Below are 26,162 nucleotides of genomic sequence, written 5' to 3'. Positions count from 1 at the left end.
GAACAGCAACTTTATGGAATATTGAGTACGGTCTTGCTGGATTTACTCAAGGTACAGGTACTGCTATTCAAGGTATCAATACAAATCCTTACACTTTGACTATGTTGACGCCATGTACTAACTATGAGTATTATGTACAAGCTGATTGTGGAGGTGGAAATTTGAGTGCCTTTGTTGGTCCATTTGCTTTCACTACTGCGGCAGCTCCGGCTACTGGTACAGACACCCAAGTTGCTTGTGAAACATTCACTTGGATTGATGGTATGACATACACGACTTCAAACAACACGGCAACATTTACAATCGTAGGTGGTGGTTCTAGTGTTTGTGGTAATGATTCAATTGTAACTTTAGATTTAACAATCAATAATGCTTCTACTGGAACAGATATGCAGGTTGCATGTGAAACATATACTTGGATAGATGGAATGACTTACACAGCTGATAATAACACAGCAACATTTACAATTGTTGGTGGTGCTGCAAACGGTTGTGATTCTATCGTAACATTAGATTTAACAATTGAACAAGGAAGCGATGCTGGAATGGATAACGCAGATACAAAATGTTTAAACGAACCAGTTGATTTAGCTACATATTTAAGTGCAGGTGCTGATGTGGGAGGAACATGGTTGAATCCAGTAAATTCACCTTTAGCTAGTTCGATGACTACAGTTTCAAATCAACCTGGAGTTTATGTTTATTCTTATGTCACGGCAGCAACAGGTGCTTGTCAAGCCGATACTGCATATATTACGATAACCGCAGATGGAGGATGTGATTATTTATCAGTTGATACAGAAGTTATGGTAGACATCACTGTTTACCCTAACCCAGCTACAAGTGTTTTAACTATTCTGAATCCTTCAAATACTTCATCTTTAAAAGTTGAAATGTTAGACATGAATGGTAGAATTGTGCTTGTTGAAAATAAAGCATTATTCAATGCAACTGAAGCTACAATAGCAATTGATAACCTTGAAAGAGGAATTTATACGCTACGTGTTTACAATAATGAAGGTCAAAAATCCTTTAAAATTGTGAAACAATAAATTGTTAAAACGTAATTCTTACGTTCTGTAATTTAAATAGCTTTAAGTTTAAAAAAGATAAGCGTCACTCAATTGAGTGGCGCTTTTTTATTGGAATAATGTTTTTGAGACAACTGTGCATTAACTTTCAAAATAGACTTAATTCAAATCTTGAAATTTAATTCTCGGTGGAAATTCTTTTAATTTTGAAGTATGAGACATATTTACCATAAATAAAGAAGTGATCCATGATAGGTCATTGCCAAATTAGGTAATGCTCAGTTCGGAAAGCGAATTTCCAACGAGAAATGAAACGATTGCTTATTTAATGGAATATCAAGAAAGTTATAATATCCCAATAAGAAGGTCTATCAGAATAAGAGCTATCAGAAAATCATAAAATGGATTCAGTCTAGTTTTAAATCATTAGAAATGAGATCTAAGTTAGTTATTTTGAAAACTAAAACTTGACAAGACCTTCTATTCTACAAGTCACACGGCTTTGTATAAGGTCAATCAAACATTTTACGAATTACTTTAATGCAGATGACAATATAGGTCAAAAAACTTTTAATCAATTCAGACTTTTTATTGGTCTCAGATAGTGTTAAAACGATGCACTTTATTGCATCTCTATTTAGCTTCTAAATAAAACTCTACATCCAATATCTAATTTTTTTGATAGTTATAGAATTTTATTCTCACGTAAACCTATGTTACTTTTAAACCATCGTGGTTTAGTAGTCCTCTAGAAACCAATTTCCAATTGCATTCTCCAAACTAAACCATCATCTGCTAAGTCGTTTTGAATATAGCCCACATCTGTTTGAACTTTTAAACTATGTCCCTTGAAATACTTAGAAGCACCTATAGTATAATGGTTGGAAGTAGGTGAAACAAAATTATTTTGTGGTCTCATCAATGTATATCTTGCTGCTAACTCGTAATCATTCTTGAACAATAATCCTGCTTGAAGGTTGACAGCTGAACCAGTATAGTAAGAAAAGCCTGTAAAATTATTACCGATATCATTTATTCTTGGGTCATTGTCATTTGTACTTTTGTAAGCATATTCTCCCATCATTGAAAAACCTTTATACTTAAATATGAAATCTGCGAAAATTGAGCTTATGTTTTTAGTTAGGGCATTGTCCGGTAAAAAACTCCCGAGGTTGGCTCTTGTTCTAGCCACTCCATTATTTTGATCATATGCAACTGCAATAGCAAGTTTAGGAGTTTGTTCACGTGCCAAATCTGCTCCAAAGTAAGCCCCTTTATCACTGAATTTTCCAAATGGGAACACCTCTAATTTTAACGTGGTTTCATACCCCCCTCTATTTCCAGAAATAATATTCCTGCCTTCTCCTTGAAAAAAACCAGCTAAAAAATGTACCCCGAATTGCTTCCCATACGTTTTTTCGAAATGTAAACTCGCGCCAATGTCCCTGTCTAGATTAAATCTTGCATTTAGGGCAGAACGATCAACAAACTGTAAATTAGCAGAGGAAATCACACGTTCTCGGTTTCCAGCCATTTTATATTGCCCAACTTTAAGAGAAAAAGCTTTGTAAAAATTCCATTTTAAATAAGCATCATAGATCATGTTTCCACCTTCTCCGTAATACTCTGCTCCTTGATGATTAATATCACGATTTGAAAGTCCAATTTCTAATTTATATTTCAACTTTGGAGAATGTGCAAATCCACTAAATTTTAAACGGCTTCTTCTGACCATAAAGCTGGTAGAGAGATTCCCAATATCACTGAAGTCATCATTATTTACATTCCAATCTGCAATAAATAAATTTTGGAAGCGAAAAGAAGCTTTGATGCTAAAAGAAGAATCTTTTGCTTGGTAACGAATTCCTTCACCAAAACTATAGTCTTCTATTTGACTAAATGATGAAGAAGCGATAAAACAAACACAAATAATGAGTAGAAACCTTTTTATTTTAAGCATATGATAAATTATTATTAAAAATATATTATTCTGTTAATCCCTTTGTTAATAAGGTTTTAAGTTAGTTTTAAAGTTCTTTTCGATGGCAAATATAGTGTTTGGAGTATGATTAGGTTGGTTTTCGGTATATGATTTAACAATGACTTAACATTGGTATCTATTTGTTAACCTAAGAGTAAAGTTTACTTTATACTTGTTCTGCTTAACTCGAGTAACTTTGTTATTAGAAAAATAAGAAAATATGAACAATAAAGCAACAATACTATTTGCAGATGATGATCCAGACATCTTGGAAATGATTTCTTACAACTTGGAAAAAGATGGATATACGGTGCATAAAGCTGTGAATGGTGAGGAGGCGGTAGCGTTGTCTGAAAAAGTTAAGCCAGATTTAATTCTACTTGATGTTATGATGCCAAAGATGGATGGAGTGCAAGTGTGTGAGGCAATTCGTTCAAAAGAATTAGATTGTCAACCTTTAATTGCATTTTTGACTTCCAGAGCGGAGGATTATTCACAAATTGCTGGATTTAATGCTGGTGGTGATGATTACATCAATAAACCAATTCGACCAAAAGTTTTATTAAGTAGAATTGAAGCACTTTTAAGAAGATCTGGTGGTAATAATACCCCAACAGATTCAGTTCAAGAAGTCAATCAAGATTTGGTTTTAGATACTGATCGTTATCTTTTACTTTTCAAGGGAGAAGAATTATATTTGCCGAAGAAAGAATTCGAACTATTATCTTTCTTAATGAGAAAACCAGGAATCGTTGCTAACAGAGATCAGATATTAGCTGAGGTGTGGGGAGACGATACGATTGTTGGAGAAAGAACAGTTGATGTTCACATCAGAAAGTTAAGAGAGAAAATAGGAGGGAATTATATCAAAACTATAAAAGGAGTGGGATACACTTTTAAAGCATAATGAAGAATATAAAACCGATTCATGTTGTATTTATTGGAGCAATAACACAATTTATTTTGGTTGTTGTTCTTTTATTTCTTTATAGAAGTCTCATTGATTTAATTCCTGTTCTAGATATTCTAATCATTGCGGCTATCGGTGGTCTCGTTTCAATGTTGGTGAGTTATGTATTGTTGAAAAAATTCATTCAAGACCGATTGGAGTTAATCTTCCGTATTATAAATCATGGATCAAGTATGAAGGGTGAAGGTCCTAAAATTGACATGAACAATGACTCAATTGGAGATGCTTCTACAGCTTCTGTAGCTTGGGCTACTGCCCGAAAAGTTGAAATAACCAAACTTAGGGAGCAAGCGGATTTTAGACGTGAATTCTTAGGGAATTTAGCTCATGAGCTAAAAACACCAGTCTTTAGTATTCAAGGATATATTCTAACTTTGTTAGAAGGTGGTTTAGAAGATGAGAAAGTAAATCGAAAATTTCTAGAGCGTGCTGCTTTTTCCACAGAAAGAATGGCTGATATTCTTGAAGATTTGGATCAGATTATGAAACTTGAGGTGAATAAAGTTGAGATTCGTAAAGAAGCATTTGATATTGTACAATTGACGAAAGATCTCATTTTTTCATTTGAAGAAAAATGCCTAGAAAATGAAATTACCCTTAAATTAGCTGAGAGATATCAACCGATTTTCGTTAATGCAGATAAAGCTAAAATAGCTCAAGTTTTAACCAATTTAATAGCCAATTCATTAAATTACTCAACTGAAAAAGGATATACTACAATCCGTTTCTACTCCTTGAAGAATAACCTAATGACAGAGATATCAGATAATGGAATTGGGATTGAAGAGAAAAATATTCCACGTTTATTTGAAAGATTTTACCGTGTTGAACAAAGTAGAAATAGAAATGAAGGTGGTTCTGGTTTAGGTCTCGCGATTTGTAAGCACATTATCGAATCTCACAATGAAAGAATTTCAGTGAAAAGTAGAATTGGTGAAGGAAGTACATTTACGTTTTCATTGAAAAAAAGCAGTAAGCATTAGTGGTAATTCTAAAGGATTTGTTTAAACCTGATTAATATTATAAGCTAGATTTATATATTTTAGACAATAGAAACCTCTGAGAGTTTATACTTTTGGAGGTTTTTTTATGATTGACTTTGTTTGTTCAAATTTTAGCGATTTCCATTTTTGGGCAATCTAGGTTTGGTTGAATCAATTGAATTTTTACGAATTATAATTTCGATTGAAGCCAACGTTTTGCAAAACGTTTCTAGATTATCCTTCGTATATTTCGTAATTCTCCCGACCGTAATTATTTTTTATTAACTTGTCAAAAACAACTGCATGCTGTACCGCATTTTAAAATTCATAATTGGTGTTGGAATTCGACTGTATTATAAAGAAATACGGGTGAATAATAGAGATAATCTAGCCAATGGAAACAAACCTATGATAATTATTGCTAATCACCCGAATACATTGATGGATGCATGGGTAATTGGTATGGTTTGTAAGCAGCCCATTTATTATATGGCCAAAGCGACGCTGTTTGATTCGAAATTTAAACTCAAATTATTGCGCAGTTTAAACATGATTCCAATAAATCGTAAAGGAGAGGGCATTACGGAAGGAGTAGATAATAATGATTCTTTAAGTGAATGTTATAAGGTTTTAGCGGAAGGTAAAACATTGGTTATTTTTCCAGAAGGTACCTCGTACAAGGAGAAAATTCTTCGAGAATTAAAAACTGGAACTGCTAGAATAGCTTTAGAAACAGAAAAGTTGAACGGGGGAAAGTTAGATTTACAAATTGTAGCTGTAGGAATTAATTATTCTCAACCTGAAAAATTCAGAAGTAATATTTTGATTGATATCGATCAACCAAGGGGAGTAATGAGCTATTACGAACTTTATATCACTGATAAAAGAAAAGCTGTTCGTAATTTGACAGATCAATTTAGAAATAGACTTGAAAAAGTTTTGGTAACAACAGAAACCAAAGAAGAAGAAGAGTTGCTAGATGAGATCTATAAGGTTTTGAATACAAAATATATTGCTTCACATGACAAAGGTGTGCAACGGCAAGTGAATGAACTGAAAGATATAAAAAGTAAAATTGATGAATTAAAACTTGTTCAACCTTGGCGAATTGATGAAATCAAACAAAGCATCAAATCAATGGATTGGAAGTTAGAGAAAATGAGAGTGCGAGCAGATTTTCTGGATAGAAAATTTAGATCTCGATTGTTTCTAAGACAGATTTTAACTTCGTTAATTTTTATTTTAGTTGCACTTCCAATGGCTGTTTTTGGAGTGATTCACAACATTTTTCAATATCTTTTTACCGATTGGTTGGTGCCAAAACTATCTAAAGATATTGAATATTATGCTCCGTTAGCCATCCTTGTAGGAATTGTTTTGTATCCATTAACCTATAGTGGATTTGCAGTTACAGCTCATTATGTGTTTAATCTTTCCTGGCTAGGAATCATGGCATATCTAATTCTAATGCCTCTAATGGGGATATTTACTTATTGGTTTTTCAAATACCTCAAACACATTAGCTACAAATGGCGTTATATGTTTTTGATGTTCGACCAAAAAGAAACGCTTCATGAACTTCAAAAAGAGAAAAAGAGGATGAAAGAGTTGTTGTTTGAAGATTGAGATTCTCTCATTCTGAAAAGTCAAATCAAAGAAATAATGTGAATTGCCTTTAATAGTATTTGGATACACTAAATGTAGTCACAGGGAAATAAAACTTAGATTAATTATTATAGCAAACTAAAAAGTCCTGACGGGACGACATAGTTTGAAAGATGTGATTTAGGTCAATTTCATTCAATAAATAACGTATTTTTGTAAATATTAATTTGAAACTAAAAAATGATGAATAAATATTTTTTCATAGTGTTGTCTTTATTGATTTGGTCAGGATGCACTGAAGAGGAAAAGCCTAAAAGACCTGAAGTAAAAATGGAATATAGGCCATTAATTGTTGAAGATGATAATGGGAAATATACAGAATGGTATGAAGGACATCAACAAATAAAGATTTCTGGAAGAAAAAATAAAGATGGAAAAAGAACAGGGATTTGGAGGTATTTTTCAGAACAAGGAGTAGAGTTGTCAATCGTAATTTATAGTGATGGCATAAAAAACGGACATACTGTAGTGAAATATCCAAATGGTGCAGTTCATTATTCTGGAGAATATTTAAATGATGAAGCGATTGGTGTTTGGAAATTTTACAATGAAGAAGGTCAACTTACTGAAACTAAAGATTACTCGAAGTTATAAATTTTAATGTCTAGAATTCCTTCACATATTATCGATGAAATCATGAACACCGCTCGAATTGAGGAGGTGCTCGGTGAATATGTTCAACTAAAAAAATCGGGATCAAACTTCAAAGGATTAAGTCCTTTTACCGAAGAGAGAACACCATCTTTTATGGTAAGTCCTGCCAAGCAGATTTTTAAATGTTTTTCAACTGGGAAAGGAGGGACGGCAGTAACTTTTTTGATGGAATTAGAACAATTTAGCTATCCTGAAGCCCTACGATGGTTGGCGGAGCGCTACAATATTCAGTTGCCTGAGGAAAAGCCTTTAACGCCTGAAGAACAAGCAGAACTTTCGGAAAGAGAGAGTTTGCAAATTATAAATTCCTATGCTAGAGATTTTTTTGCAAACAGTATTAAGAATTCTTCTGAAGGTAAAACAATTGGTTTTTCATATTTTAAAGAACGTGGTTTTACCGAGCAAACAATTGATAAGTTTCAATTAGGATATTGTCCTAGAAATGAAAAGTCATTTACCGAGACTGCAGTTGAAAATGGGTATAAACAAAAATATTTAGAACAACTTGGATTAACCAAGACAAGTAACGGAAGAAGATTTGATTTCTTTAGTGGAAGGGTGATGTTTCCAATTCATTCTGTGTCAGGTAAAGTGCTTGGTTTTGGAGGGAGAACACTTCAGACAGATAAGAAAATTGCAAAATATTTCAATTCACCTGAAAGTATACTTTACGATAAGAGTAAAGTTCTTTATGGAATTTATTTTGCTAAGAGTGAAATCATTAAGCAAGACAATTGTTTTTTGGTTGAAGGATATACGGATGTAATTAGCATGGCCCAATCGGGAGTGGAAAACGTAGTTTCAAGTAGTGGAACTTCGCTTACGAAAGGCCAGATAAAGTTAATTCAGAGATACACCCAAAACATCACTGTACTTTATGACAGCGATCCTGCGGGGATAAAAGCTTCTTTTCGAGGAATTGATTTATTGTTAGAAGAAGGTCTCTCTGTAAAAGTTTGTCTTTTTCCAGAAGGTGAAGATCCAGATTCTTTCGCAAAAAGTCACAGTACCGAAGAGTTAAAAAAATATTTAGAAGAAAATCAAAAAGATTTTGTTGGATTCAAAACAGATGTACTCTTAAAGGGAACTGAAAACGATCCAATTCAACGTGCAGGTTTAATTAAGGAAATTGTTGGTTCTATTGCGCTTATTCCGGATAGCATAACACGATCGGTATACCTTAAACAAACGGCGGCTCAGTTTGATTTTAAAGAACAAACTTTACTGAATGAGCTCAATGTTATTCGACGGAAAGCATTGAATAATCCTAGGAAGAGAACAACTCAGCCTCCTTCCTCTCCATCTTCCACCTCATCTTCCACGTCTTCACTTACAGGACCTCCCAATTACGAAGACGAAGGAGAAATTCCTATTGAAGCTTTCGGAGAAATTCCGAATGAAGTTGTAAAAAAAATTGATTCAAATAAGCGAGATTTTTATGATCAAGAATTCGACTTAATTAGAATTCTAGTTTTATACGGAAGTCGTGCAATAGAAATTGAAAGTTCGCTTGAAAACAAAGAAGAAGCACCTTACGATGTGAGTGTTGCAGAGCTTATAATATTTGAATTAGACAGAGATGAATTGCAATTCCATAATCCACTTTTTCAAAAGATTTATTCTTTATGTCAGCAAGGATTAAAAGAAGATGTTTTTTATGAACCAGCTCGTTTTTTGAGAAATGAGGACAATGAAATAGTAAAATTCGTAACAGATATATTATCTCCTCGTCATGAATTGAGCAGGCAGTGGTTACTATCCTATAAAATTGAAACCACTGAAGAGGTACATAAAATGGCCCAAGCAGTAAAGGAATCTTTATATGCTTTTAAGAACTCAGTGATAATGCGAAGAATTCAGGATATTCAAGAAGAATTGCAAAATCTCGATCCTAATGACGTTGAAAAGTTAACTGTTTTAATTAAGGAACAAATGTTACTTGAGAAAATAAAAAGTGCTTTTGCACATCAATTAGGCCGAATAATCATTTAATTTTAAACTATGTTAATGTTTTTCGAATTTAAAGTTGGGCCATATATCGCTTCTTTTTGGATTATTCTGATCTGGATTGCAACAATAATTCTTACAGTTATTTTGAATAAGTTCATCAAAAGGATGCTGAAAAGATATTTGAAAAAACCTAACATTAAAATAAAAGGTACTCGAATTACCATTTTAAAGGTTTTAAATCAATTGTTGATTTTAGGAGCATTAGTTGTCGGTTTTCAAGCTTTTAGAATCGAAAATGATGTAATTTCCATTCGTGAATTTTTAAGCTATGATATTATTCCAAAAAAAGCTGATGGTAGATTCCATATCAGCATGATGGATGTCATTACTATCATTCTAATCTTTGTAATTTCTCGTTTTATTATTAATATTTTCAGACTTTATATAGACCGAAGATTTAAAGATAATGATGACTTTGATGAAGGAACACGATTTGTTTATTTACAATTTGCTAAATATATTATTTATGTTTTTGCTGTTGTTTTTTCACTTCAGATTGTATTTACAGACCTCAGTGGATTGGTTGTAGGTTCTGCAGCAATTTTTGCCGCTTTAGCCCTAGGATTGCAAGGAATGTTTCGAGATATGATTTCTGGAATCGTTCTTTTATTTGAAGGAACAATTAAGGTTAGTGATATCGTAAGGCTCTTTAGTCCTGTAACTGGAGAAGAAATTATCGGAAGGGTATTGAAAATCAATGTGAGAACAACCAAAGTCGAAACCCGTGATGGAAATACTTTAATTATTCCCAACTCTTTATTGACTCAAGATCAAGTTGAAAACTGGACTTTTAGTACTGGACATACACGTTTTAATATCACCTTAAGGGTTGCCTACGGAACAGATACAGAATTGGTGAAAAAGCTTTTGAAACAAGCTGCATTAAGCCATCCAGAGGTCAGTAAAAAACGACCTGTAATGGTTAGGATTTTGGATTTCGGAGAATATGCTTTAGAGATGGAATTGCTTTTTTGGGCAAATCAGAAATGGTTTGCTGAGTATTATAAATCAGAAATTCGTTTTGAAATAGACCGCTTATTCAAACAAAACGGAATCAAAATTCCATTCCCTCAAAGAACTATTCACATGTCTAAAGAGGATAGACCAGATTACGGCCAGAATAAAAAACCTGAGATTGAAGAATAGGTTTTGGTTCTAAGTATTTAAGAATTGAAATATTGAAAAAGGCCATTGATTCAGCAATTTAATTCCTCAAGATTTTAACCTAAAGTTTAAATCAAAATTTCACGTATGAAAAATAATTTCTTAATTCAACAATAGTTCAGACAACCCTTCAATATCTCAATTGTATTTAGTGTAGAATAAATATACTCATTAAAACAATTCAAGATGAAAGCAAAACAATTTATATTAGGAACTTTAATTTTAGGTTTTGGATTATTCAGCTGTGAGAAGAAAAATACTTCTCCAGAATCTAACCAAATCAGTATGCATTTAATTGGTCAAGATAATTTATATGGAGGGTCTAGTGAAGGGTTTATAGAGGAGAATTATGTTATAAATGATTCCATTACTTGGAATGCACTTAAAGCACAGATGGATTCCAAGAATGATGTGACCTATAGATTCAACGAACAACATGTAGATTTTTCTCAATGGACGGTTTTAGTTTCTATCGATGAAATTAAAATGTCTGGTGGGCACGCGATTAATTATACAAATATTGTTGAAAATAACAATAACATCGCTGTCACTATTGACAAGTCTTTTCCTGGTGGAAATGCTACTACAGTTATCACACAACCTTACATTGTTGTGAAAATAGACAAGACGAATAAACAAGTTATTTTTAATTAATTTTAAATGTTATGAAAAATACAAATTTTATTATTCAATTTTTCTTAATCGCATTTATTGGGATCTGTGTTGGATGCACAAAAGAGAAGCCTTCAATTAGTGAAAATAATATCAATAGAACTAAGTCAGAATTTCATGGAAAGTGGAATTTAGTGCAGATATTTGGTGGTATTGTTGGTGCAAATGAACAATATGCATTGGGTGATGTAACTTGGTTGTTTGGCGCCAACGATTTGATTGTAGAAAACAATGGTTCGAGCTCAGTTTATTATTCATTACCTACTGGTACTTATCAATATGATGTAATACAGGCAAATGGCAATACTTATCTTTCCATAGATCAATCCGAATTGGGGGAATTTGTAATTGTTGGAGATACAATGAATATTGATGAAAATTCTCAATCTTTTGGAGTAGGAGCTTGCGGATTTTATATGAAACTGCAACGCTAAAAATCAAATAGCCTCAAACATTTTTTAATGTAATCATAAGGCTGAGAAATAGTCTAAAGATTTAAGTGAAATTCAATGACAAACAAGCAGATTTCTGATTTTATAAACGGAGATAAAAAAGCTTTTGATTGCATTTATGAGCAATTTGCTCCTGCTATGTTTGCCGTTTGTATTCGTTACACACATTGCAAAGATGATGCACAGGAAGTTCTACAAATCAGTTTTATTAAAATTTACGAAGCAAGGAATTCATTTAATGAAGAACGGCCACTTGCGCCATGGATAAAGAGCATCGTTATCAATTCAGCTATAAATTTCTTAAAAAAACAGAGGAAAATGGTACTCAGTAGTAATGAAAATGATTTCTCAAACAACGTGGAATGGACTTATCCTGAAATACAAAAAGATGATTTGAAAGGACGATTAATGCTTGTGTTACAACAATTGCCGGATGGATATCGAACAGTTTTTAACTTGTTTGTTTTAGACAATTTAAGTCATATTGAAATTGCTGAACATTTAGGGATTTCCGTTGGTACCTCTAAATCTCAATTGTCAAAAGCAAGATCGATGATTCAAAAATTAATTCAAGAAAGAAAAAAAGATGAAAGAGCTTGAAAATATAGACGACCTTTTTAAAGATGAATTCGAAGGGTTTTTGGCTACCCCTGATGCGTCATTGAAATCGGCAATAGATGAAAGTCTATTTTCAAATAAGAAAGAACGAAAAATTGGTTTTTGGCTATTTTTTGCTGCTTCTTTTTTGGGATTATTCGCTTTACTAATTGGAATTTGTTTTACTCCTTCTTCCTCACAAAAAGTTTCAAATGCTCCAGTTTATCTTTCGAAAATTAATGTAAATAATGACAAGAAGGATGAAACTGAAACTGAATTGGATATCGATTTGAAAGCTATTCAAAAGACACAAAATAACCTGATGAATGTTGATGCAAAACCTGTTAATATTGAAAAAGAAGCAGTCATAAATCCTTCAATTTTATTTAATAAACAACAAAACAGTTTTAAAGCGGTTGAGATAAAAAATTTAAGTAATTTGTTTATAACACCAAAACTCAATGTTAATTTTCTATCCAAGAAAGGACTAACCAATTCAATTGAGGTAAGTCCTTTAAGACAAGTTTTAGTTCACGTAAATAAGACTTCAAGTCTTGGTTTAGAAGGCAAAAAACAAAGTCATGGAAGCTTAACCGGTTTTGTTAATTATGCTTTTGAATCCAGTAGGTCAAATAGATCTCAAGAAGGATTCGAGAACCTAGAAAATGGAACTATTCACATCCATACTTCCGAATTTAGATTAGAATATCAAAGGAATATTTCAAGTTCATTTTCTATCAATTTAGGTTTGGGATTTGCACATCATAACATTCTTCAAAGAGGTGAGTTGACAACCTGGGATAGTATTCCAAAAGATATTGGAGTTTCAATGCCAGATACTTTTATTTTCGTACCAACTTTTTTATCTGAAGATATTAAGTATAAATTTCAGCAAATTAATGTAGGCATTGGATTAACCTATAATCGAGTGCTGCTTCAAAATTGGAATCTTGATTTAACCGCTGGGAGTAATTTCAGTGTAGGAAAATTCAGTGAATTAGATGAAAGTTCACAATTAGAAACACCTGAAATTTCAACTTATGGAATTACTTTGTTTGTTCGACCTGCTATAGCATATAAAATTGGAAAATACTCTCTAATGGCATTTGGGCAAGTAAATCAAAATTTAAAATCTCATTTCAACTGGGAATTCTTAGAGAGAAGAAATCCAAGTTTTGGAGGAGGTCTTGCATTAAGATATTATTTTTAAAGAAAGTTGGAGAAAACAAATTTGAATCCAAGACCATCCCATAAAGTCTATTTTTTTCTAGAGTGTAAAATGAAATATTTCCTATATTTAAGAAAATAACTAAATTACACTTATGAAAAAATTCAAACTTACTACTTGTTTTGCTATTATTTTTATGGTATCATTTATGAACTCATGTTCAATTGAAAAACGACTTCATACTGGTGGTTACCATGTGAAATTAAATAAGAACACCAAATCGAATATCGCTAACATCAAGGAGAAGTCATCAGCTAAATCTAAATATAGCCTGATTGAAAGTAATGAACAATTCAATAGAAATAGTTCTATAAATGAAGAAAAATCCATGTCGAATTTAGCTTTGGATGAACTTAATGAAACTGGTTCAAGAGATCATGTTGATCAGATTAATTCTAATGAAACTTTAACTTTTACTCCGAATGAAACTTTAGATTTAAACATTAGAGTGGATCAAGAAAGCGAAAAGTGTGATGTGATCACTAAAGTTAATGGTGACGAAATAAGCGCTAAAGTTTTAGAGATTGAAGAAACAAAAATCAAATATAAAAAATGTGATAATTTAGATGGTCCTACATACAGCTTAAGTGTTTCAGAAGTATTCATGGTTAAATATGTCAATGGGACAAAGGATGTTTTTAACGCTAAAAAGGAAACTCAAGCTGAGACTAAAGTTGTAAAAATAGAAACTGTTGAATCCAGTAAAGTTGAGCAACCAGCTGAATCTAATTCGATGAGTCCATTAGCTGTGGCAGGTTTAGTAATACTAATTCTTGGATTCCTTTTATTTTTGCTCGTTTCTATTTTAATTGGATTGGTTCTATTGGTTATAGGCTTAATCTTTTTAATTGTTGGACTAACGCAAAACTAGGTTATTAATACCTCATTAAATGTAGTTCTATATAGGAATTATGAAATATCAATTTTTATAATTCCTATTTTTTTCAACCCATTCTCAAGAAAATACGTAATTGTAGTAGGAGTTATTTTATTATGCACTTCTACTTTAAAACTACAATCATGAAGAAACTAGGATTTATTTTAGCGACAATATTTTTATCCTCATTCCAATATCTGAATGCTCAACAGCTAATGGATACGCTTAACGGAAATAGTATTTCGGCATTAATTAATGATGAAGGAGGACTATTTTTTAATGAATATACCACTTCTGCTGGTTATGAATTTCCCTCAGGAAGTGGAAATAATCTCATTTTTATGGGCGCATTATGGTTTGGAGGAACTAATCAAAATGGGGAGGTCAAACTGGTAACCCGTTTATTCGATTCAAAAGAAAATTTTGCTCGTGGTCCAATTTCTTCTACTGGTCAATATCTTGATACAGCTTTCATTTATAATTACGAAAATGCAATTTGGACGGTTAGAAAATCACAAATTATTTATCATATAGATAATTTTGACCAACAAGGGTATATCGCTCCAGATGTAATCAAAGATTGGCCTGGGAATGGAAATTCTTCTATCGGTGTTGCAACGCAATTGGCTCCTTATGTTGATATCAATAATAATGGAATTTATGAACCGCATTTAGGAGATTATCCATGTATAAAAGGTGACATGGCGTCATACCAAATTATGCACGAAGACCTCGATCATGTAGTTGGTCCAAATGAGAAAATTGGCGCTGAAATTCACTTGATGCTCTACCATGTTCAATCTACTGATTTTATTGATTCAACAACTTTTATTGAAGTTAAAGTAATTAATAGAGGTCAAAATTCTTTCAATGATTTTAAGGCAACTATTTTCATGGATCCCGATATTGGTTTTTCGGAAGACGATTATATTGGTTCAGCCCCTTCTAAAAATTTAGTTTACGCGTATAACGGTGATAATTTTGATGAGGGTCAATCTGGAGCTTCAGGATATGGTCTAAATGCACCAGCCATAGGGTTGATGAGTTTAAATAAAGACTTTGAATATTCATGGACATTTAACCGAAGTGATTTAGGAACACCAGCAACCGATGACCCTAGTTCTCCTGCCGATTTTTGGAATTACATGAATGGAAAATGGAAAGACGGAACAGATTGGACTTACGGTGGAAATGGATACGGTGGAACTATTTCTGCAAATCATTTTAAAAATGGAAACCCATATTTAGGAACTGGTTGGACAGAGTTGAATGTAGATGGAAACGGAAACTCAGCTCCTATAGGTGACCGAAGGTTTTTTGCCACGACAATTGGGGAGACATTTAACCCGGGAGACATTATGACTTTTAATTATGCGGTGATTGTAAATCGCCAGGGTGAAAATCTTGAAAATGTCCAAGGATTAATAGAATATGCGGACTCCGTTCAAAATTATTTCGACAATATCATTCATTCTTGTATTCAACAAGGTACAGGAATAGCTGATATTTTTGAAGAGGAAGAGAAAAATTTAAATCTGAATTTCGAAATTACAAGATTGGACGGTGAAGGAAATATGTCTCGTGCAGTTACACTTCATACAGTAACTGAAAACGATATCTTGTTTCACAATTCATTTGATAAAATACGCTACGAAAGAGGTAAAGGTCCAATTGAAGCTCGCCTTACAGACACTATTAGTCATGCTATTGGCCATTTTGTAATTAAGTTTAATGAGTATGATGTTGTAGATACAGCTAATTGGACAATTTATCACTACGATTCTATGGGGGGTAATTTATTAGAAACCGTGAATTCCACTTCGTCAATTGATGTCGGGAACGAACAATTAATTCCACAATGGGGAATGGCAATTAGAATAAAACAAGAGAATTATGTTTGTGCATCACCTCCGTCAATTTGTCCAGAAAGAGAAAAACATGCTTTACCTCTTGAAGTAAAATTATCTTTTGAGAATAATATAGAATGGTTGACTGGTGTAAAGAATACCAATGCAATAACACCATTAAATTGGATAAGATCAGGAAACTTTTTCCCACAAGGAAATACCTCGCCAAATGATAGCATATTTGATCCAAACTGCTATCCATCTAATGGATACGATCCTTTTAATGTTTATAGTAAACTAGCAGATGGGATTGTTTCACCTTCTTGGTTAGCCAGAGCGAATGAATGTTATTTAGCACCAATGGTTATTTCAGAGTCTGTAGGGAATAACTCTGTTTTCAATTCTATTACACCTCTTGTCCAGGCAATTATCTATCAGCCAAGTATTGATATAGTTTTTACTGATGACACCACAAGATGGACAAGAGCTCCAGTAATTGAACTCAATACTTTTGACCAAGGTTCAATAGGAGGAGGGAAAGCAGGTTTTTTACGCCAAAGTTCTTCGGTGGATAAATTAGGAAATCCAGATGGCTCTGGAACTGGAATGGGATGGTTCCCGGGCTATGCCATAGATGTTGAAACAGGAAGAAGATTGAATATTGCTTTTGGTGAAAATTCCACATTAACAAATGACAATGGAGACGACATGATTTGGAATCCAACGGAGCGAATTTTCGATAATAATGGAGAATATGTGTTAGGAGGGCAACATGTTATTTATGTTTTTGGAAGGGAAGAATTTGGTATGCCGATTTATGACCAAGGAGCTTTCATTCACCAAGAACTTTCAATAGAAACAATAAATGGGTTTCAAAATGTATATGCCAATTTATCTTGGGTTATGCAACCGCTTCTAAAATCAGGAGAACAGTTAAATTCCTCGGAAGCAAGAATGAGAATTCGCATCAATAAAGAATTTAAAACGAAGATTCTATCTAACCAGAATGAAGGTCGTCCAATGTTTTCTTGGGATGCTGTGCCTTATGATGAAATCTGGTTGTCAACAATTGCTGAACCTAAAATTGGAAAAATCAACATCTACCCAAATCCAGCATCAAACAAAATTACAATCACTTGGGATGAGGTAAAAGTGGATATGATTAAAATCAATTCTTACAATGGTAGGCTAGTGAAAATTATTCCTGTAAATGGAGCCAATGCATTAAAAGGAGAGGAAGTAATTGATATTAATGGACTTTCTTCGGGTGTTTACTATGTGAATGTTGGGAGTGAGGTGAGGAAGTTGGTGATTAATTAATGGAAACTTAGAGTAATAAAATTCAAAAATGAAAAACTAAGAATGTCAAATTATAAGTCATTATATCGCTGATTGAACTCTTTATTTTTCTTAACTTTAAATAATCCAATAATTTATAAGATGAAACAAGTAGGCCTATTTTTATTGATGTTGCTTTTTGGTTTTAATCAAACTATTAAAAGTCAGAGTACGCTTGATACGATCAGCGGAAATAGAATTTCAGCATTAATTAATGATGAAGGTAGATTGTTTCAAGATTTTATTAATAATTCACCTGGCTATGAATTTCCGGCGGGTAGTCAATTAAAACTTATCTTTAATGCCGGTTTTTGGTTTGGAGGAACGAATCAAAATGGAGATTTGAAATTAGCTGCTCAATACTATACAGTGAATAAAGATTTCTATCGCGGACCATATTCTACCACTGGAAATTACCTAGACACAGCATATATGTATGGTTACCAAAGCGGTATTTGGACAGTAAGGAAATCAGAAATTATTTATCATATTGATAATTTTAATCAACAAGGTTATGTTGCCCCTAATGCTATTTTGAATTGGCCTGGTAATGGAGATCCAACTCTAGGAGTTTCAGAGCAATTGGCACCTTATGTTGATGTGAATAACAATGAAGTTTACGAACCGCATCTGGGAGACTATCCGTGTATCAAGGGAGATGTTGCATCTTATCAAATTATGCATGATGACGGGATGCATTATGCGAGTGGTGGTGAAAAAATTGGCGCTGAAATTCACATGATGATTTATCAATTTCAATCAAATAATTATATTGACTCAACAACTTTTATAGAAATTTCGGTAATAAATAGAGGCCAAAATTCATTCAATGATTTTAAATCAACATTTTATTTGGATACAGATATCGGAACCCATACGCACGATTATATTGGTTCTGATCCTTCCAAAAATTTAATGTATTCATATAAAGGTGGAGATGATTCTCAAGGTCAACAACCTGTTTTGGCAACCTATGGAATTAATCCTCCTGCGATTGGTATAATGAGTTTGAATAAATCTATTCAATATTCTGGAACGATAGTAAGGCCTGATTTCAGTCCAATCCCATCAACTCCAACTCTACCAGCTGATTATTGGAATTATATGAATGGAAAATGGATGAATGGTGATGAATGGACCTATGGAGGAGATGGTTTTGGAGGAACAGTTCCAACTCAACATTTGTATGACGGAAACCCTTATTTAGGAACTGGTTGGACGGAATTAGACACGGATGGAAACGGAACCGCTAATCAGCCTACAGATAGGAATATTTTAATGTCTACTGTTAGTGAGTCATTCACGCCTGGAGATACACTAGTCTATAATTATGCGATTATTGTAAATCGTCGTGGTGATACTTTAGAGAATGTACAAGGTGTTATCGATATTGCCGATTCGGTTCAAAATTATTTCGACAATGCCACTTATTCTTGTATTGAACAAGGTACAGGAATAGCTGATATTTTTGAAGAGGAAGAGAAAAATTTAAATCTGAATTTCGAAATTACAAGATTGGACGGTGAAGGAAATATGTCTCGTGCAGTAACATTTCATAAGTGGACTGAAGAAAACATTTTAATTCATAATTCTTTGGATAAAGTGCGTTATGCTAGAGGTAAAGGACCAATTGAAGCACGATTAACCGATACGATAAACCATGCTGTTGGACATTTTGTGTTAAAATTCAATGAATATGTTGATGTAAATACTGCGAATTGGACCGTGTTTCATTACGATTCCATCGGAGGGATGCTAATAGATTCGGTTAATTCAACTTCAACTATTGAAATAGGAAATGAGCAGTTAATTCCGCAATGGGGAATGGCTATTCGAATAAAACAAGAGAATTATATATGTGGTAGTCTTGGAAATCAATGCGCATTTAGAGATAGAATAGCCCAACCATTGGAAACCACGTTAACTTTTGAAAATGCTAATAACGAATGGCTTACGGGAGTTAAAAATCTAAATCAAAATACACCGCTCAACTGGATAATGTCTGGACCCAATACTAATTCGACTTCAAATCCTCCTTTAGACAGTATTTTTGGTGTTCATTGTTACAATTCTAACGGTTATGATCCATATAATATTTATTCGAATTTATTGAATGGAATTGTAGCACCAAGTAAACTCGCGAGATTTAACGATTGTCTGTTTTCCCCACTGGCAGCGCCAAATGGAATGATGAACAGTTATAATTCAATAGCTGTTTTAAATATGCCCCCAATTTATCATCCAAGTATTGATGTTGTTTTTACAGATGACACTTCTAAATGGACACGAAGTCCAGTAATTGAACTAAATAAAGATGAGTCTACTTCGATAAACGGAGGTAAAGCAGGTCTTTTACGTCAAAGTTCTTCAGTGAATAAATTAGGTGTTCCAGATGGTTCAGGAGTGGGGATGGGATGGTTTCCTGGATATGCCATTGATGTAGAAACCGGACGCAGATTGAATATCGCATTTTGTGAAAATTCTACTCTCACAAGCGATAACGGAAACGATATGATTTGGAATCCAACAGAGCGACTTTATGATCACAACGGGAACCATGTTTTAGGAGGTCAACATGTTATTTATATTTTTGGAGGTGAAGAAATGGGAATGCCAAATTACGATGAAGGAGCGTTTATTCACCAAGAGCTTTCAGCCCAAACATCAGATGGCTACAAAAATGTTTATGCCAATTTATCTTGGGTTATGCAACCGCTGCTAAAATCAGGAGAACAATTAAATTCTTCGGAAGCAAGAATGAGGATTCGCATCAATAAAGAATTTAAAACAAAGATTCTATCTAACCAGAATGAAGGTCGTCCAATGTTTTCTTGGGATGCTGTGCCTTATGATGAAATTTGGTTGTCTATAAGTGATGAACCTAAAATTGGAACAATAAACATCTTCCCAAACCCAGCAACAAACCAAATCACAATTGTTTGGAATGAGGTAAGGATGGATGTAATCAAAATCACTTCCTACAATGGCCGAGTTGTAAAAGTTATTCCTTTGAATGGCGAGAATTCAATAAAAGGGGAAAAGATAATTAATCTTAATGGACTTTCTTCGGGTGTTTACTTTGTGAATGTTGGGAGTGAGGTGAGGAAGTTGGTGATTCATTAATGGAAATCAAAAATAATTTACTATATTAAGCTCGTTGAAATCTATCGGACTTTCAATTGAACGGAATAATAAATAGGAATTAGAAACTAAAATATCGAAAATGAAATTAATAAATATAGCGTATGCAATAGGGGCGGTACTCTTATTAGTTGGATCATATTTAAAATTTAATGATAATGAATATGGTGCAACAATAAGTCTAATTGGATTGGCCATTGGAATATCAGCTTTTGTTTTTCAACTTACTTACCTTAACTCAAAAGTTAAAAAATTGGAGAAAGAACAAAGCTGAATTAGTAATTAATGACCTATTTTGGTAGCCCAATTATTTCTTACAGATTGTTTATACCTTAGGTGATATTAATGAAGGAATTATATCCCTTTTATCCGAATGAAAAAATCAGTAATAGTAATTCTCTCAATTACAATTGGAGTTCTTTTACTTGGTAAAATCTACTCTTATTATGGATTGTCAGATATTGGGGAACAGTTTCATATTATTGATTTAGGTAGTGATGTTGACGTCTTTAAAAATGAAAATGACCTAATTAAAGGTGTTGTTTTTGTCGGTCCTGATTTATTAGATGAATTGAAACACTTCCCATTAGATGATTTTAAAATTGAGAAATCTCCCTTTGATTGTTTAACGAATAAACCTAATTTAAATAGTTTAAAACTTATAAGTCCAAATAAGACGATTTGTATCAGATGTCGTTTTGATTGGCTTAAATTTAAATACCATATTGTTGGGTTCACAGTAGTACAAAAGTAATCATTGCAGACTTTAATGCAAAAATCCAAGCAAATGAGATTCAACTCATAAGCTTGGATTTTAGTTTTGTTTCATTATTGAAGCTTACAATCTCTCAATTACTCCTGCTGCTCCCTGTCCTGTACCAACACACATTGTTACAACACCGTAGCGTTCGTTACGTTTTTTCAATTCATTCATCATTTGAACAGTTAATTTTGCCCCTGTACATCCAAGAGGGTGACCTAAAGAAATTGCTCCTCCATTCACGTTCACGATGTCTGGATTTAATCCTGTTTCACGAATAACCGCTAATGATTGTGAAGCAAATGCCTCGTTCAATTCGAATAAGCTAATGTCGTTCAATTTTAATCCTGCAGATTTAATCGCTAATGGAATAGCATCAACTGGCCCGATCCCCATAATTCTAGGCTCAACACCTACAACATTGTAAGAAGCTAATCTTGCAACTGGTTCTAAACCTAGTTCTTTCACCATTTTTTCAGACATTACTAATGTAAATGCAGCTCCATCACTTGTTTGTGAAGAATTACCTGCAGTTACAGAACCTCGTGCATCAAAAACAGGTCTTAATCTAGCCAAAGCTTCATAAGTAGATCCTTTTCTTGGCCCTTCATCTGTATCAACAGTATATTTCTTAACTTGACGTTTTTCATTTTCATCCAAGTATATGTGTTCAACATCAATTGGAACAATATCATCTACAAATCGACCAGTTTCAATTGCTTTTAAAGCTCTTTCATGCGATTGTAATGCAAATCTATCTTGGTCTTCACGAGATACTTTGAATTGTTGAGCAACCGCTTCTGCAGTTAATCCCATTCCCCAATACCAAGTTGGATTTTCTTTTCCTACTTTAGGATTTGGAACAATTCTCCAACCTCCCATAGGAATTGCAGACATTGATTCAACACCACCAGCAATAATACAATCCGCCATTCCATTGTTGATTTTCGCGGTTGCCAAAGCAATAGTTTCTAATCCTGATGAACAATAACGGTTAACTGTCATTCCTGGAACTTTGTCCGTGTCTAATCCCATTAGTGAAATCAAACGTCCAACATTTAATCCTTGTTCAGCCTCTGGATTTGCATTTCCCACAATCACATCATCGATGCGTTTTGGATCTAAGTTAGGAACATCTTCCATGATGCGTTTGATGACATTTGCAGCCAAATCATCTGGTCGATAAAAACGGAAACCACCACGACCGGATTTCCCAACTGCTGTGCGGTAACCTGTAACTATATATGCGTTGTTGTTATTCATTTTTTCGAGTTTTTTAAGATTTTAGATTATTAGACAATAGATTTTAAACGTTCTACGCCTAATCTATTGTCAAAATCTGAGTCTATGATTGTTTTTAAAAAATTCATTTTATTCGTATTAACTTTCAGATGAAATACTTCTTTTAAATCCAATAATCATTCTTTGAAGTTCATTTATATCTGTTATTAATACCTTCGTTTCTAAGTTATATAAATCGTTTACGAGAATTAATTGTGTTTCTAGTTCGTAGGAAGACGAGAGACCGATATCAATAAATCTGATAAAGTCTTTAGTGGTACTTCTACCAGACCCTTCCGCAATGTTAGACGGTATGGAAACAGAACAACGTTGAATTTGAGGGACAGGACCAAATCTTTCATCTTTAGGAAGTCCCTCAGAAATTTGGTATGTTGATTTTACAATCTCCATCCCATTCTTCCAAATGTTCAATTCCCTACAGTTATGATGTCCATTTCTCATTTTCTCAATTTTTTATTATTCTACTCTCCTCTGTCAACCTCTAATGTCCAAAAACTAGTTTCTCAAAACTTTCCCTTTCTTCACCATGCTTTCCAAACGCTCTAATGTTTTGCGTTCTGCACATAATTCGAGGAATGCTTTTCTTTCTAAATCCAATAAATATTGCTCAGAAACCTGAACTCGCTCCGAGATGTCTCCACCACATAGTACGTATCCTAATTTTTCTGAAATCACTTTATCGTGTTCCGACATGTAGTTTCCTGACATCATTGAGTTCGCTCCAACGTAAACGATTCCTAATCCTTCTTGACCAGAAATTGTAATATTTTTCTCTCTTAAAGGTGCGGTATATCCTTTGTTAGATAATTCTAAACAAGCTGCTTTTGCTCTTGTCAATTGTCTTTCGCGACTCACAACTACTTCGTCAGTTCCTTTGCGTAAATAACCCAAATCAAATCCTTCGTAAGCTGATGTTGATACTTTTGCTTGACCAATCGTTAAGAATCTTTCTCTTAAAGTATTGATTCTAATATCACCTGCTTTCAATTCGTCAGAAAAACGCTTAGCAAACTCTTTTGAACCACCACCTCCAGGGATTAGTCCAACACCGAATTCAACCAATCCAATGTATGTTTCTGCGTGTGCTACGACTTTATCGGCATGCATTGATAATTCACAACCTCCTCCAATAGCTAAGTTATGTGGTGCAACAATTACTGGAGCATTAGCATAACGAACACGCATCATTGTATCTTGGAAGGACTTTACGGCGAAATTTAACTCATCGAAATCTTGTTCAACTGCCATCATGAAAATCATTCCAACATTGGCACCTGCACTAAAGTTTTGTCCTGTATTAGAAATTACTAAACCTTTGTATTTGGTTTCAGCTAAATCCAATGCTTTATTAATTCCTTCAATAACTCCACCTCCAATTGTGTTCATTTTTGTGTGGAATTCTAAATTCAAAATTCCATCACCTAAATCTACTATAGTTGTGTCCGTATTTTTCCAAACAGTATTGTCGTCGCGAAGTGCATCCAACAGCACCAAGTCTTCCGTTCCTGGAATAACTTTATATGCTTTGCTTGAAAGATCGTAATATAATTTTTGCCCGTTTTCTTTTTTATAGAAAGTAGTTGCTCCGCTTTCTTTCATGTCGTGAATCCATTGAGCAGCTTTTTTACCTTGCTTTTCAATTAACTCCAATCCTTTTTCGAATCCTAGAATGTCCCAAGTTTCAAATGGACCTAATGCCCAACCGAACCCAGCTTTAATTGCGTCATCGATTTTGTACAAATCATCAGCAATTTCTGGAACACGATTCGTAGCATATGCAAACAATCCACCGAACATCATTTTGTAGAATTCAGCGGCTTTATCTTGTCCTTGAATCAACATTGCTGTTCTTTTCTCTAGATCATCAATTGGCTTAGCCATGTCCAAAGTTGGGAACTTTACACGTTTTTGAGATTTATATTCTAAAGTTTCTAGGTCCAAAGAAAGAATCTCTGTCTTTCCGTTTTCGTCCTTAGTTTTCTTGTAGAATCCTTGTCCTGTTTTCGAACCTAGCCATTTATTCTCAACCATTTTACTGATGAAATCTGGCAAGCCAAATAGTTCGCTTTCTTCGTCATCTGGGCAATTGTCCTTTACACCATTAGAAACTAAAACCAAAGTGTCTAAACCAACCACATCTGCTGTTCTGAAAGTTGCAGATTTTTGACGACCTAGAACAGTTCCAGTTAATTTGTCAATTTCTTCAACCGTTAAACCTAATTCTTTAACACTGTGGAATAAAGACATAATTGAGTAAACACCAACTCGGTTCGCAATAAATGCTGGAGTGTCTTTGGCCAAAACCGTTTTCTTCCCTAAGTATTGACTACCATATTCCATAAAGAAATCAACAACATCTTGGTCTGTTTCTTTTGTTGGAATGATCTCTAACAATTGTAGATAACGTGGTGGATTAAAGAAATGCGTTCCACAGAAATGTTTTTTGAAATCTTCAGAACGACCATCCAGCATCATGTTAATCGGAATTCCAGAAGTATTTGATGTGATTAAAGTTCCCGGTTTTCTAAATTTTTCAACATTTTCAAAAACTGTTTTCTTAATATCTAATCTTTCAATAACCACTTCAATGATCCAATCAACATCTTTGATTTTTTCCATATCATCCTCCATATTTCCTGTCGCAATTCGACTAGCGAATTCCTTTTTGTAAATAGGGGAAGGGCTCATTTTTAAGGCAGCAGCAAGGGCAGAATCTACAATTCTGTTGCGAACAACTTTATCTGTTAATTTTAATCCTTTTTTCTCTTCTTTTGGATCAAGTTCTCTAGGAACAATATCCAAAAGTAGTACTTCAACGCCAATATTGGCAAAGTGACATGCAATCTGAGATCCCATTACACCTGAACCCAATACGGCTACTTTATTTATTTTTCTTTCCATTAAACTGAGATTTAAATTATATTGTTAATGATTTTAATTCGTCTTCAACATGCTCATCTAAAATTTCCATAACATCAAAAAATGCCTGTAATTTTTTGTCGGGAATAGATTTTAAGAGCTTTTCGTTGAAATCTACAACTTTAGATTTCACTTCTTTTCTTAATGCTACACCTTGTGGTGTAAGAAAGATAAGCACTTTTCTCTTGTCCTCTTGATCAATTTCTCGATATATATACCCTTTGGTTTCCATTGTTTTAAGGGTACGTGATAAACTAGTGGGCTCCATTCCCATTCTTGGGCCAAGTTGGGTACTTGGTGTACCTTCTTTATCAACTATCAATAAGATAAATCCTATTGACATTGTTAAGTCATGGGCTTTCGCCTTTTGATTGTACATGCGCGAAACCTTATGCCACGCATGTCGTAGATGGAAATCCACGTAATCTTCTGCTTTCGTATATTTCATTGATGTTAAATCTACGAAAAATATTACGCACGCACAATAAAAATTAGAGAATTTTGAGAAATATTTGTTGACTAGGTTTAAGACCCTCTAATATATAAAACATTCTAATTGAATTTGTTAATT

General features: G+C 33.7%; 21 protein-coding genes. 16 read left to right on the top strand and 5 right to left on the bottom strand.

Features of this window, described 5'->3' with window-relative positions; all coding sequences use genetic code 11:
- Positions 1–1,052, top strand: a 1,052-nt coding sequence (locus C6368_RS07175) for a T9SS type A sorting domain-containing protein (protein WP_159038488.1), incomplete at its 5' end; no start/stop codon positions are given.
- A gap of 727 nt (positions 1,053–1,779) precedes the next feature.
- Here the strand turns inward: C6368_RS07175 and C6368_RS07170 are convergent.
- Positions 1,780–2,991 (bottom strand): porin, encoded by a 1,212-nt coding sequence (locus tag C6368_RS07170; RefSeq protein WP_107038510.1) that lies wholly within the window; start codon positions 2,989–2,991, stop codon positions 1,780–1,782.
- A 241-nt stretch (positions 2,992–3,232) separates the two neighbouring features.
- Here C6368_RS07170 and C6368_RS07165 point away from each other — a divergent pair, with 241 nt between their 5' ends.
- The 15 genes from C6368_RS07165 to C6368_RS07095 all read left to right on the top strand — a co-directional run bounded on the left by C6368_RS07165 (position 3,233) and on the right by C6368_RS07095 (position 21,364).
- Entirely contained in the window at positions 3,233–3,919 is a 687-nt protein-coding gene (locus C6368_RS07165) for a response regulator transcription factor (protein ID WP_107038509.1), read from the top strand.
- The gene (locus tag C6368_RS07160; RefSeq protein WP_107038508.1) at positions 3,919–4,965 is read left to right on the top strand and encodes a sensor histidine kinase; all 1,047 of its coding nucleotides are present in this window, start codon (positions 3,919–3,921) and stop codon (positions 4,963–4,965) included. The genes C6368_RS07165 and C6368_RS07160 overlap by 1 nt, the downstream gene beginning before the upstream one ends.
- 303 nt (positions 4,966–5,268) lie before the next feature.
- A complete protein-coding gene (locus C6368_RS07155; protein WP_107038507.1) occupies positions 5,269–6,591 on the top strand; it encodes a 1-acyl-sn-glycerol-3-phosphate acyltransferase in 1,323 nt (440 codons plus the stop codon).
- Between the two features lie 219 nt (positions 6,592–6,810).
- Positions 6,811–7,224 (top strand): toxin-antitoxin system YwqK family antitoxin, encoded by a 414-nt coding sequence (locus C6368_RS07150; RefSeq protein WP_107038506.1) that lies wholly within the window; start codon positions 6,811–6,813, stop codon positions 7,222–7,224.
- Positions 7,225–7,230: 6 nt separating this feature from the next.
- Positions 7,231–9,276: a DNA primase gene (gene dnaG, locus C6368_RS07145; protein ID WP_107038505.1), complete on the top strand. Its 2,046-nt coding sequence runs from the start codon at positions 7,231–7,233 to the stop codon at positions 9,274–9,276.
- A gap of 15 nt (positions 9,277–9,291) precedes the next feature.
- Positions 9,292–10,440: a mechanosensitive ion channel family protein gene (locus C6368_RS07140; protein WP_159038487.1), complete on the top strand. Its 1,149-nt coding sequence runs from the start codon at positions 9,292–9,294 to the stop codon at positions 10,438–10,440.
- Between the two features lie 204 nt (positions 10,441–10,644).
- Positions 10,645–11,112 (top strand): protease complex subunit PrcB family protein, encoded by a 468-nt coding sequence (locus tag C6368_RS07135; protein WP_107038503.1) that lies wholly within the window; start codon positions 10,645–10,647, stop codon positions 11,110–11,112.
- An 11-nt stretch (positions 11,113–11,123) separates the two neighbouring features.
- Positions 11,124–11,564 carry a hypothetical protein gene (locus tag C6368_RS07130; RefSeq protein ID WP_107038502.1) on the top strand — a complete coding sequence of 147 codons (441 nt, stop codon included), beginning with the start codon at positions 11,124–11,126 and terminating at the stop codon, positions 11,562–11,564.
- A 75-nt stretch (positions 11,565–11,639) separates the two neighbouring features.
- Positions 11,640–12,182 carry an RNA polymerase sigma factor gene (locus C6368_RS07125; RefSeq protein ID WP_107038501.1) on the top strand — a complete coding sequence of 181 codons (543 nt, stop codon included), beginning with the start codon at positions 11,640–11,642 and terminating at the stop codon, positions 12,180–12,182.
- On the top strand, positions 12,169–13,389 hold the full coding sequence (locus C6368_RS07120; RefSeq protein WP_107038500.1) for a hypothetical protein: 1,221 nt from the start codon (positions 12,169–12,171) through the stop codon (positions 13,387–13,389). Before C6368_RS07125 ends, C6368_RS07120 begins: the two co-directional genes overlap by 14 nt.
- 112 nt (positions 13,390–13,501) lie before the next feature.
- A complete protein-coding gene (locus C6368_RS07115) occupies positions 13,502–14,278 on the top strand; it encodes a hypothetical protein (protein ID WP_159038486.1) in 777 nt (258 codons plus the stop codon).
- A 149-nt stretch (positions 14,279–14,427) separates the two neighbouring features.
- The gene (locus tag C6368_RS07110; RefSeq protein WP_159038485.1) at positions 14,428–17,451 is read left to right on the top strand and encodes a T9SS type A sorting domain-containing protein; all 3,024 of its coding nucleotides are present in this window, start codon (positions 14,428–14,430) and stop codon (positions 17,449–17,451) included.
- A 120-nt stretch (positions 17,452–17,571) separates the two neighbouring features.
- Positions 17,572–20,592 carry a T9SS type A sorting domain-containing protein gene (locus tag C6368_RS07105; RefSeq protein ID WP_107038497.1) on the top strand — a complete coding sequence of 1,007 codons (3,021 nt, stop codon included), beginning with the start codon at positions 17,572–17,574 and terminating at the stop codon, positions 20,590–20,592.
- Between the two features lie 100 nt (positions 20,593–20,692).
- Positions 20,693–20,884: a hypothetical protein gene (locus C6368_RS07100; RefSeq protein ID WP_107038496.1), complete on the top strand. Its 192-nt coding sequence runs from the start codon at positions 20,693–20,695 to the stop codon at positions 20,882–20,884.
- Positions 20,885–20,983: 99 nt separating this feature from the next.
- A complete protein-coding gene (locus C6368_RS07095) occupies positions 20,984–21,364 on the top strand; it encodes a hypothetical protein (RefSeq protein ID WP_107038495.1) in 381 nt (126 codons plus the stop codon).
- A gap of 84 nt (positions 21,365–21,448) precedes the next feature.
- On the opposite strand, the gene C6368_RS07090 is transcribed toward C6368_RS07095, so the two are convergent.
- The 4 genes from C6368_RS07090 to C6368_RS07075 all read right to left on the bottom strand — a co-directional run bounded on the left by C6368_RS07090 (position 21,449) and on the right by C6368_RS07075 (position 26,039).
- A complete protein-coding gene (locus C6368_RS07090) occupies positions 21,449–22,633 on the bottom strand; it encodes an acetyl-CoA C-acyltransferase (RefSeq protein ID WP_107038494.1) in 1,185 nt (394 codons plus the stop codon).
- Positions 22,634–22,750: 117 nt separating this feature from the next.
- Entirely contained in the window at positions 22,751–23,113 is a 363-nt protein-coding gene (locus tag C6368_RS07085; protein ID WP_107038493.1) for a four helix bundle protein, read from the bottom strand.
- A 54-nt stretch (positions 23,114–23,167) separates the two neighbouring features.
- Positions 23,168–25,573, bottom strand: coding sequence for a 3-hydroxyacyl-CoA dehydrogenase/enoyl-CoA hydratase family protein (locus tag C6368_RS07080; RefSeq protein WP_107038492.1), 2,406 nt, complete (start codon positions 25,571–25,573; stop codon positions 23,168–23,170).
- A gap of 16 nt (positions 25,574–25,589) precedes the next feature.
- Positions 25,590–26,039, bottom strand: a complete 450-nt coding sequence (locus C6368_RS07075; protein ID WP_107038491.1) for a MarR family winged helix-turn-helix transcriptional regulator — start codon at positions 26,037–26,039, stop codon at positions 25,590–25,592.
- Between the last annotated feature and the right edge of the window lie 123 nt (positions 26,040–26,162).

It is taken from the genome of Brumimicrobium mesophilum (genome assembly GCF_003025005.1).
GTDB lineage: Bacteria > Bacteroidota > Bacteroidia > Flavobacteriales_D > Crocinitomicaceae > Brumimicrobium > Brumimicrobium mesophilum.
This window is presented reverse-complemented; position numbering and strand designations above follow the sequence as displayed.

Coding starts and splice junctions, on each gene's coding strand:
- C6368_RS07170 (WP_107038510.1), bottom strand. CDS start 2,991: ATGCTTAAAATAAAAAGGTTTCTACTCATTATTTGTGTTTGTTTTATC.
- C6368_RS07135 (WP_107038503.1), top strand. CDS start 10,645: ATGAAAGCAAAACAATTTATATTAGGAACTTTAATTTTAGGTTTTGGA.
- C6368_RS07150 (WP_107038506.1), top strand. CDS start 6,811: ATGATGAATAAATATTTTTTCATAGTGTTGTCTTTATTGATTTGGTCA.
- C6368_RS07090 (WP_107038494.1), bottom strand. CDS start 22,633: ATGAATAACAACAACGCATATATAGTTACAGGTTACCGCACAGCAGTT.
- C6368_RS07115 (WP_159038486.1), top strand. CDS start 13,502: ATGAAAAAATTCAAACTTACTACTTGTTTTGCTATTATTTTTATGGTA.
- C6368_RS07165 (WP_107038509.1), top strand. CDS start 3,233: ATGAACAATAAAGCAACAATACTATTTGCAGATGATGATCCAGACATC.
- C6368_RS07080 (WP_107038492.1), bottom strand. CDS start 25,573: ATGGAAAGAAAAATAAATAAAGTAGCCGTATTGGGTTCAGGTGTAATG.
- C6368_RS07075 (WP_107038491.1), bottom strand. CDS start 26,039: ATGAAATATACGAAAGCAGAAGATTACGTGGATTTCCATCTACGACAT.
- C6368_RS07095 (WP_107038495.1), top strand. CDS start 20,984: ATGAAAAAATCAGTAATAGTAATTCTCTCAATTACAATTGGAGTTCTT.
- C6368_RS07130 (WP_107038502.1), top strand. CDS start 11,124: ATGAAAAATACAAATTTTATTATTCAATTTTTCTTAATCGCATTTATT.
- C6368_RS07160 (WP_107038508.1), top strand. CDS start 3,919: ATGAAGAATATAAAACCGATTCATGTTGTATTTATTGGAGCAATAACA.
- C6368_RS07085 (WP_107038493.1), bottom strand. CDS start 23,113: ATGAGAAATGGACATCATAACTGTAGGGAATTGAACATTTGGAAGAAT.
- C6368_RS07140 (WP_159038487.1), top strand. CDS start 9,292: ATGTTTTTCGAATTTAAAGTTGGGCCATATATCGCTTCTTTTTGGATT.
- dnaG (WP_107038505.1), top strand. CDS start 7,231: ATGTCTAGAATTCCTTCACATATTATCGATGAAATCATGAACACCGCT.
- C6368_RS07110 (WP_159038485.1), top strand. CDS start 14,428: ATGAAGAAACTAGGATTTATTTTAGCGACAATATTTTTATCCTCATTC.
- C6368_RS07120 (WP_107038500.1), top strand. CDS start 12,169: ATGAAAGAGCTTGAAAATATAGACGACCTTTTTAAAGATGAATTCGAA.
- C6368_RS07125 (WP_107038501.1), top strand. CDS start 11,640: ATGACAAACAAGCAGATTTCTGATTTTATAAACGGAGATAAAAAAGCT.
- C6368_RS07100 (WP_107038496.1), top strand. CDS start 20,693: ATGAAATTAATAAATATAGCGTATGCAATAGGGGCGGTACTCTTATTA.
- C6368_RS07155 (WP_107038507.1), top strand. CDS start 5,269: ATGCTGTACCGCATTTTAAAATTCATAATTGGTGTTGGAATTCGACTG.
- C6368_RS07105 (WP_107038497.1), top strand. CDS start 17,572: ATGAAACAAGTAGGCCTATTTTTATTGATGTTGCTTTTTGGTTTTAAT.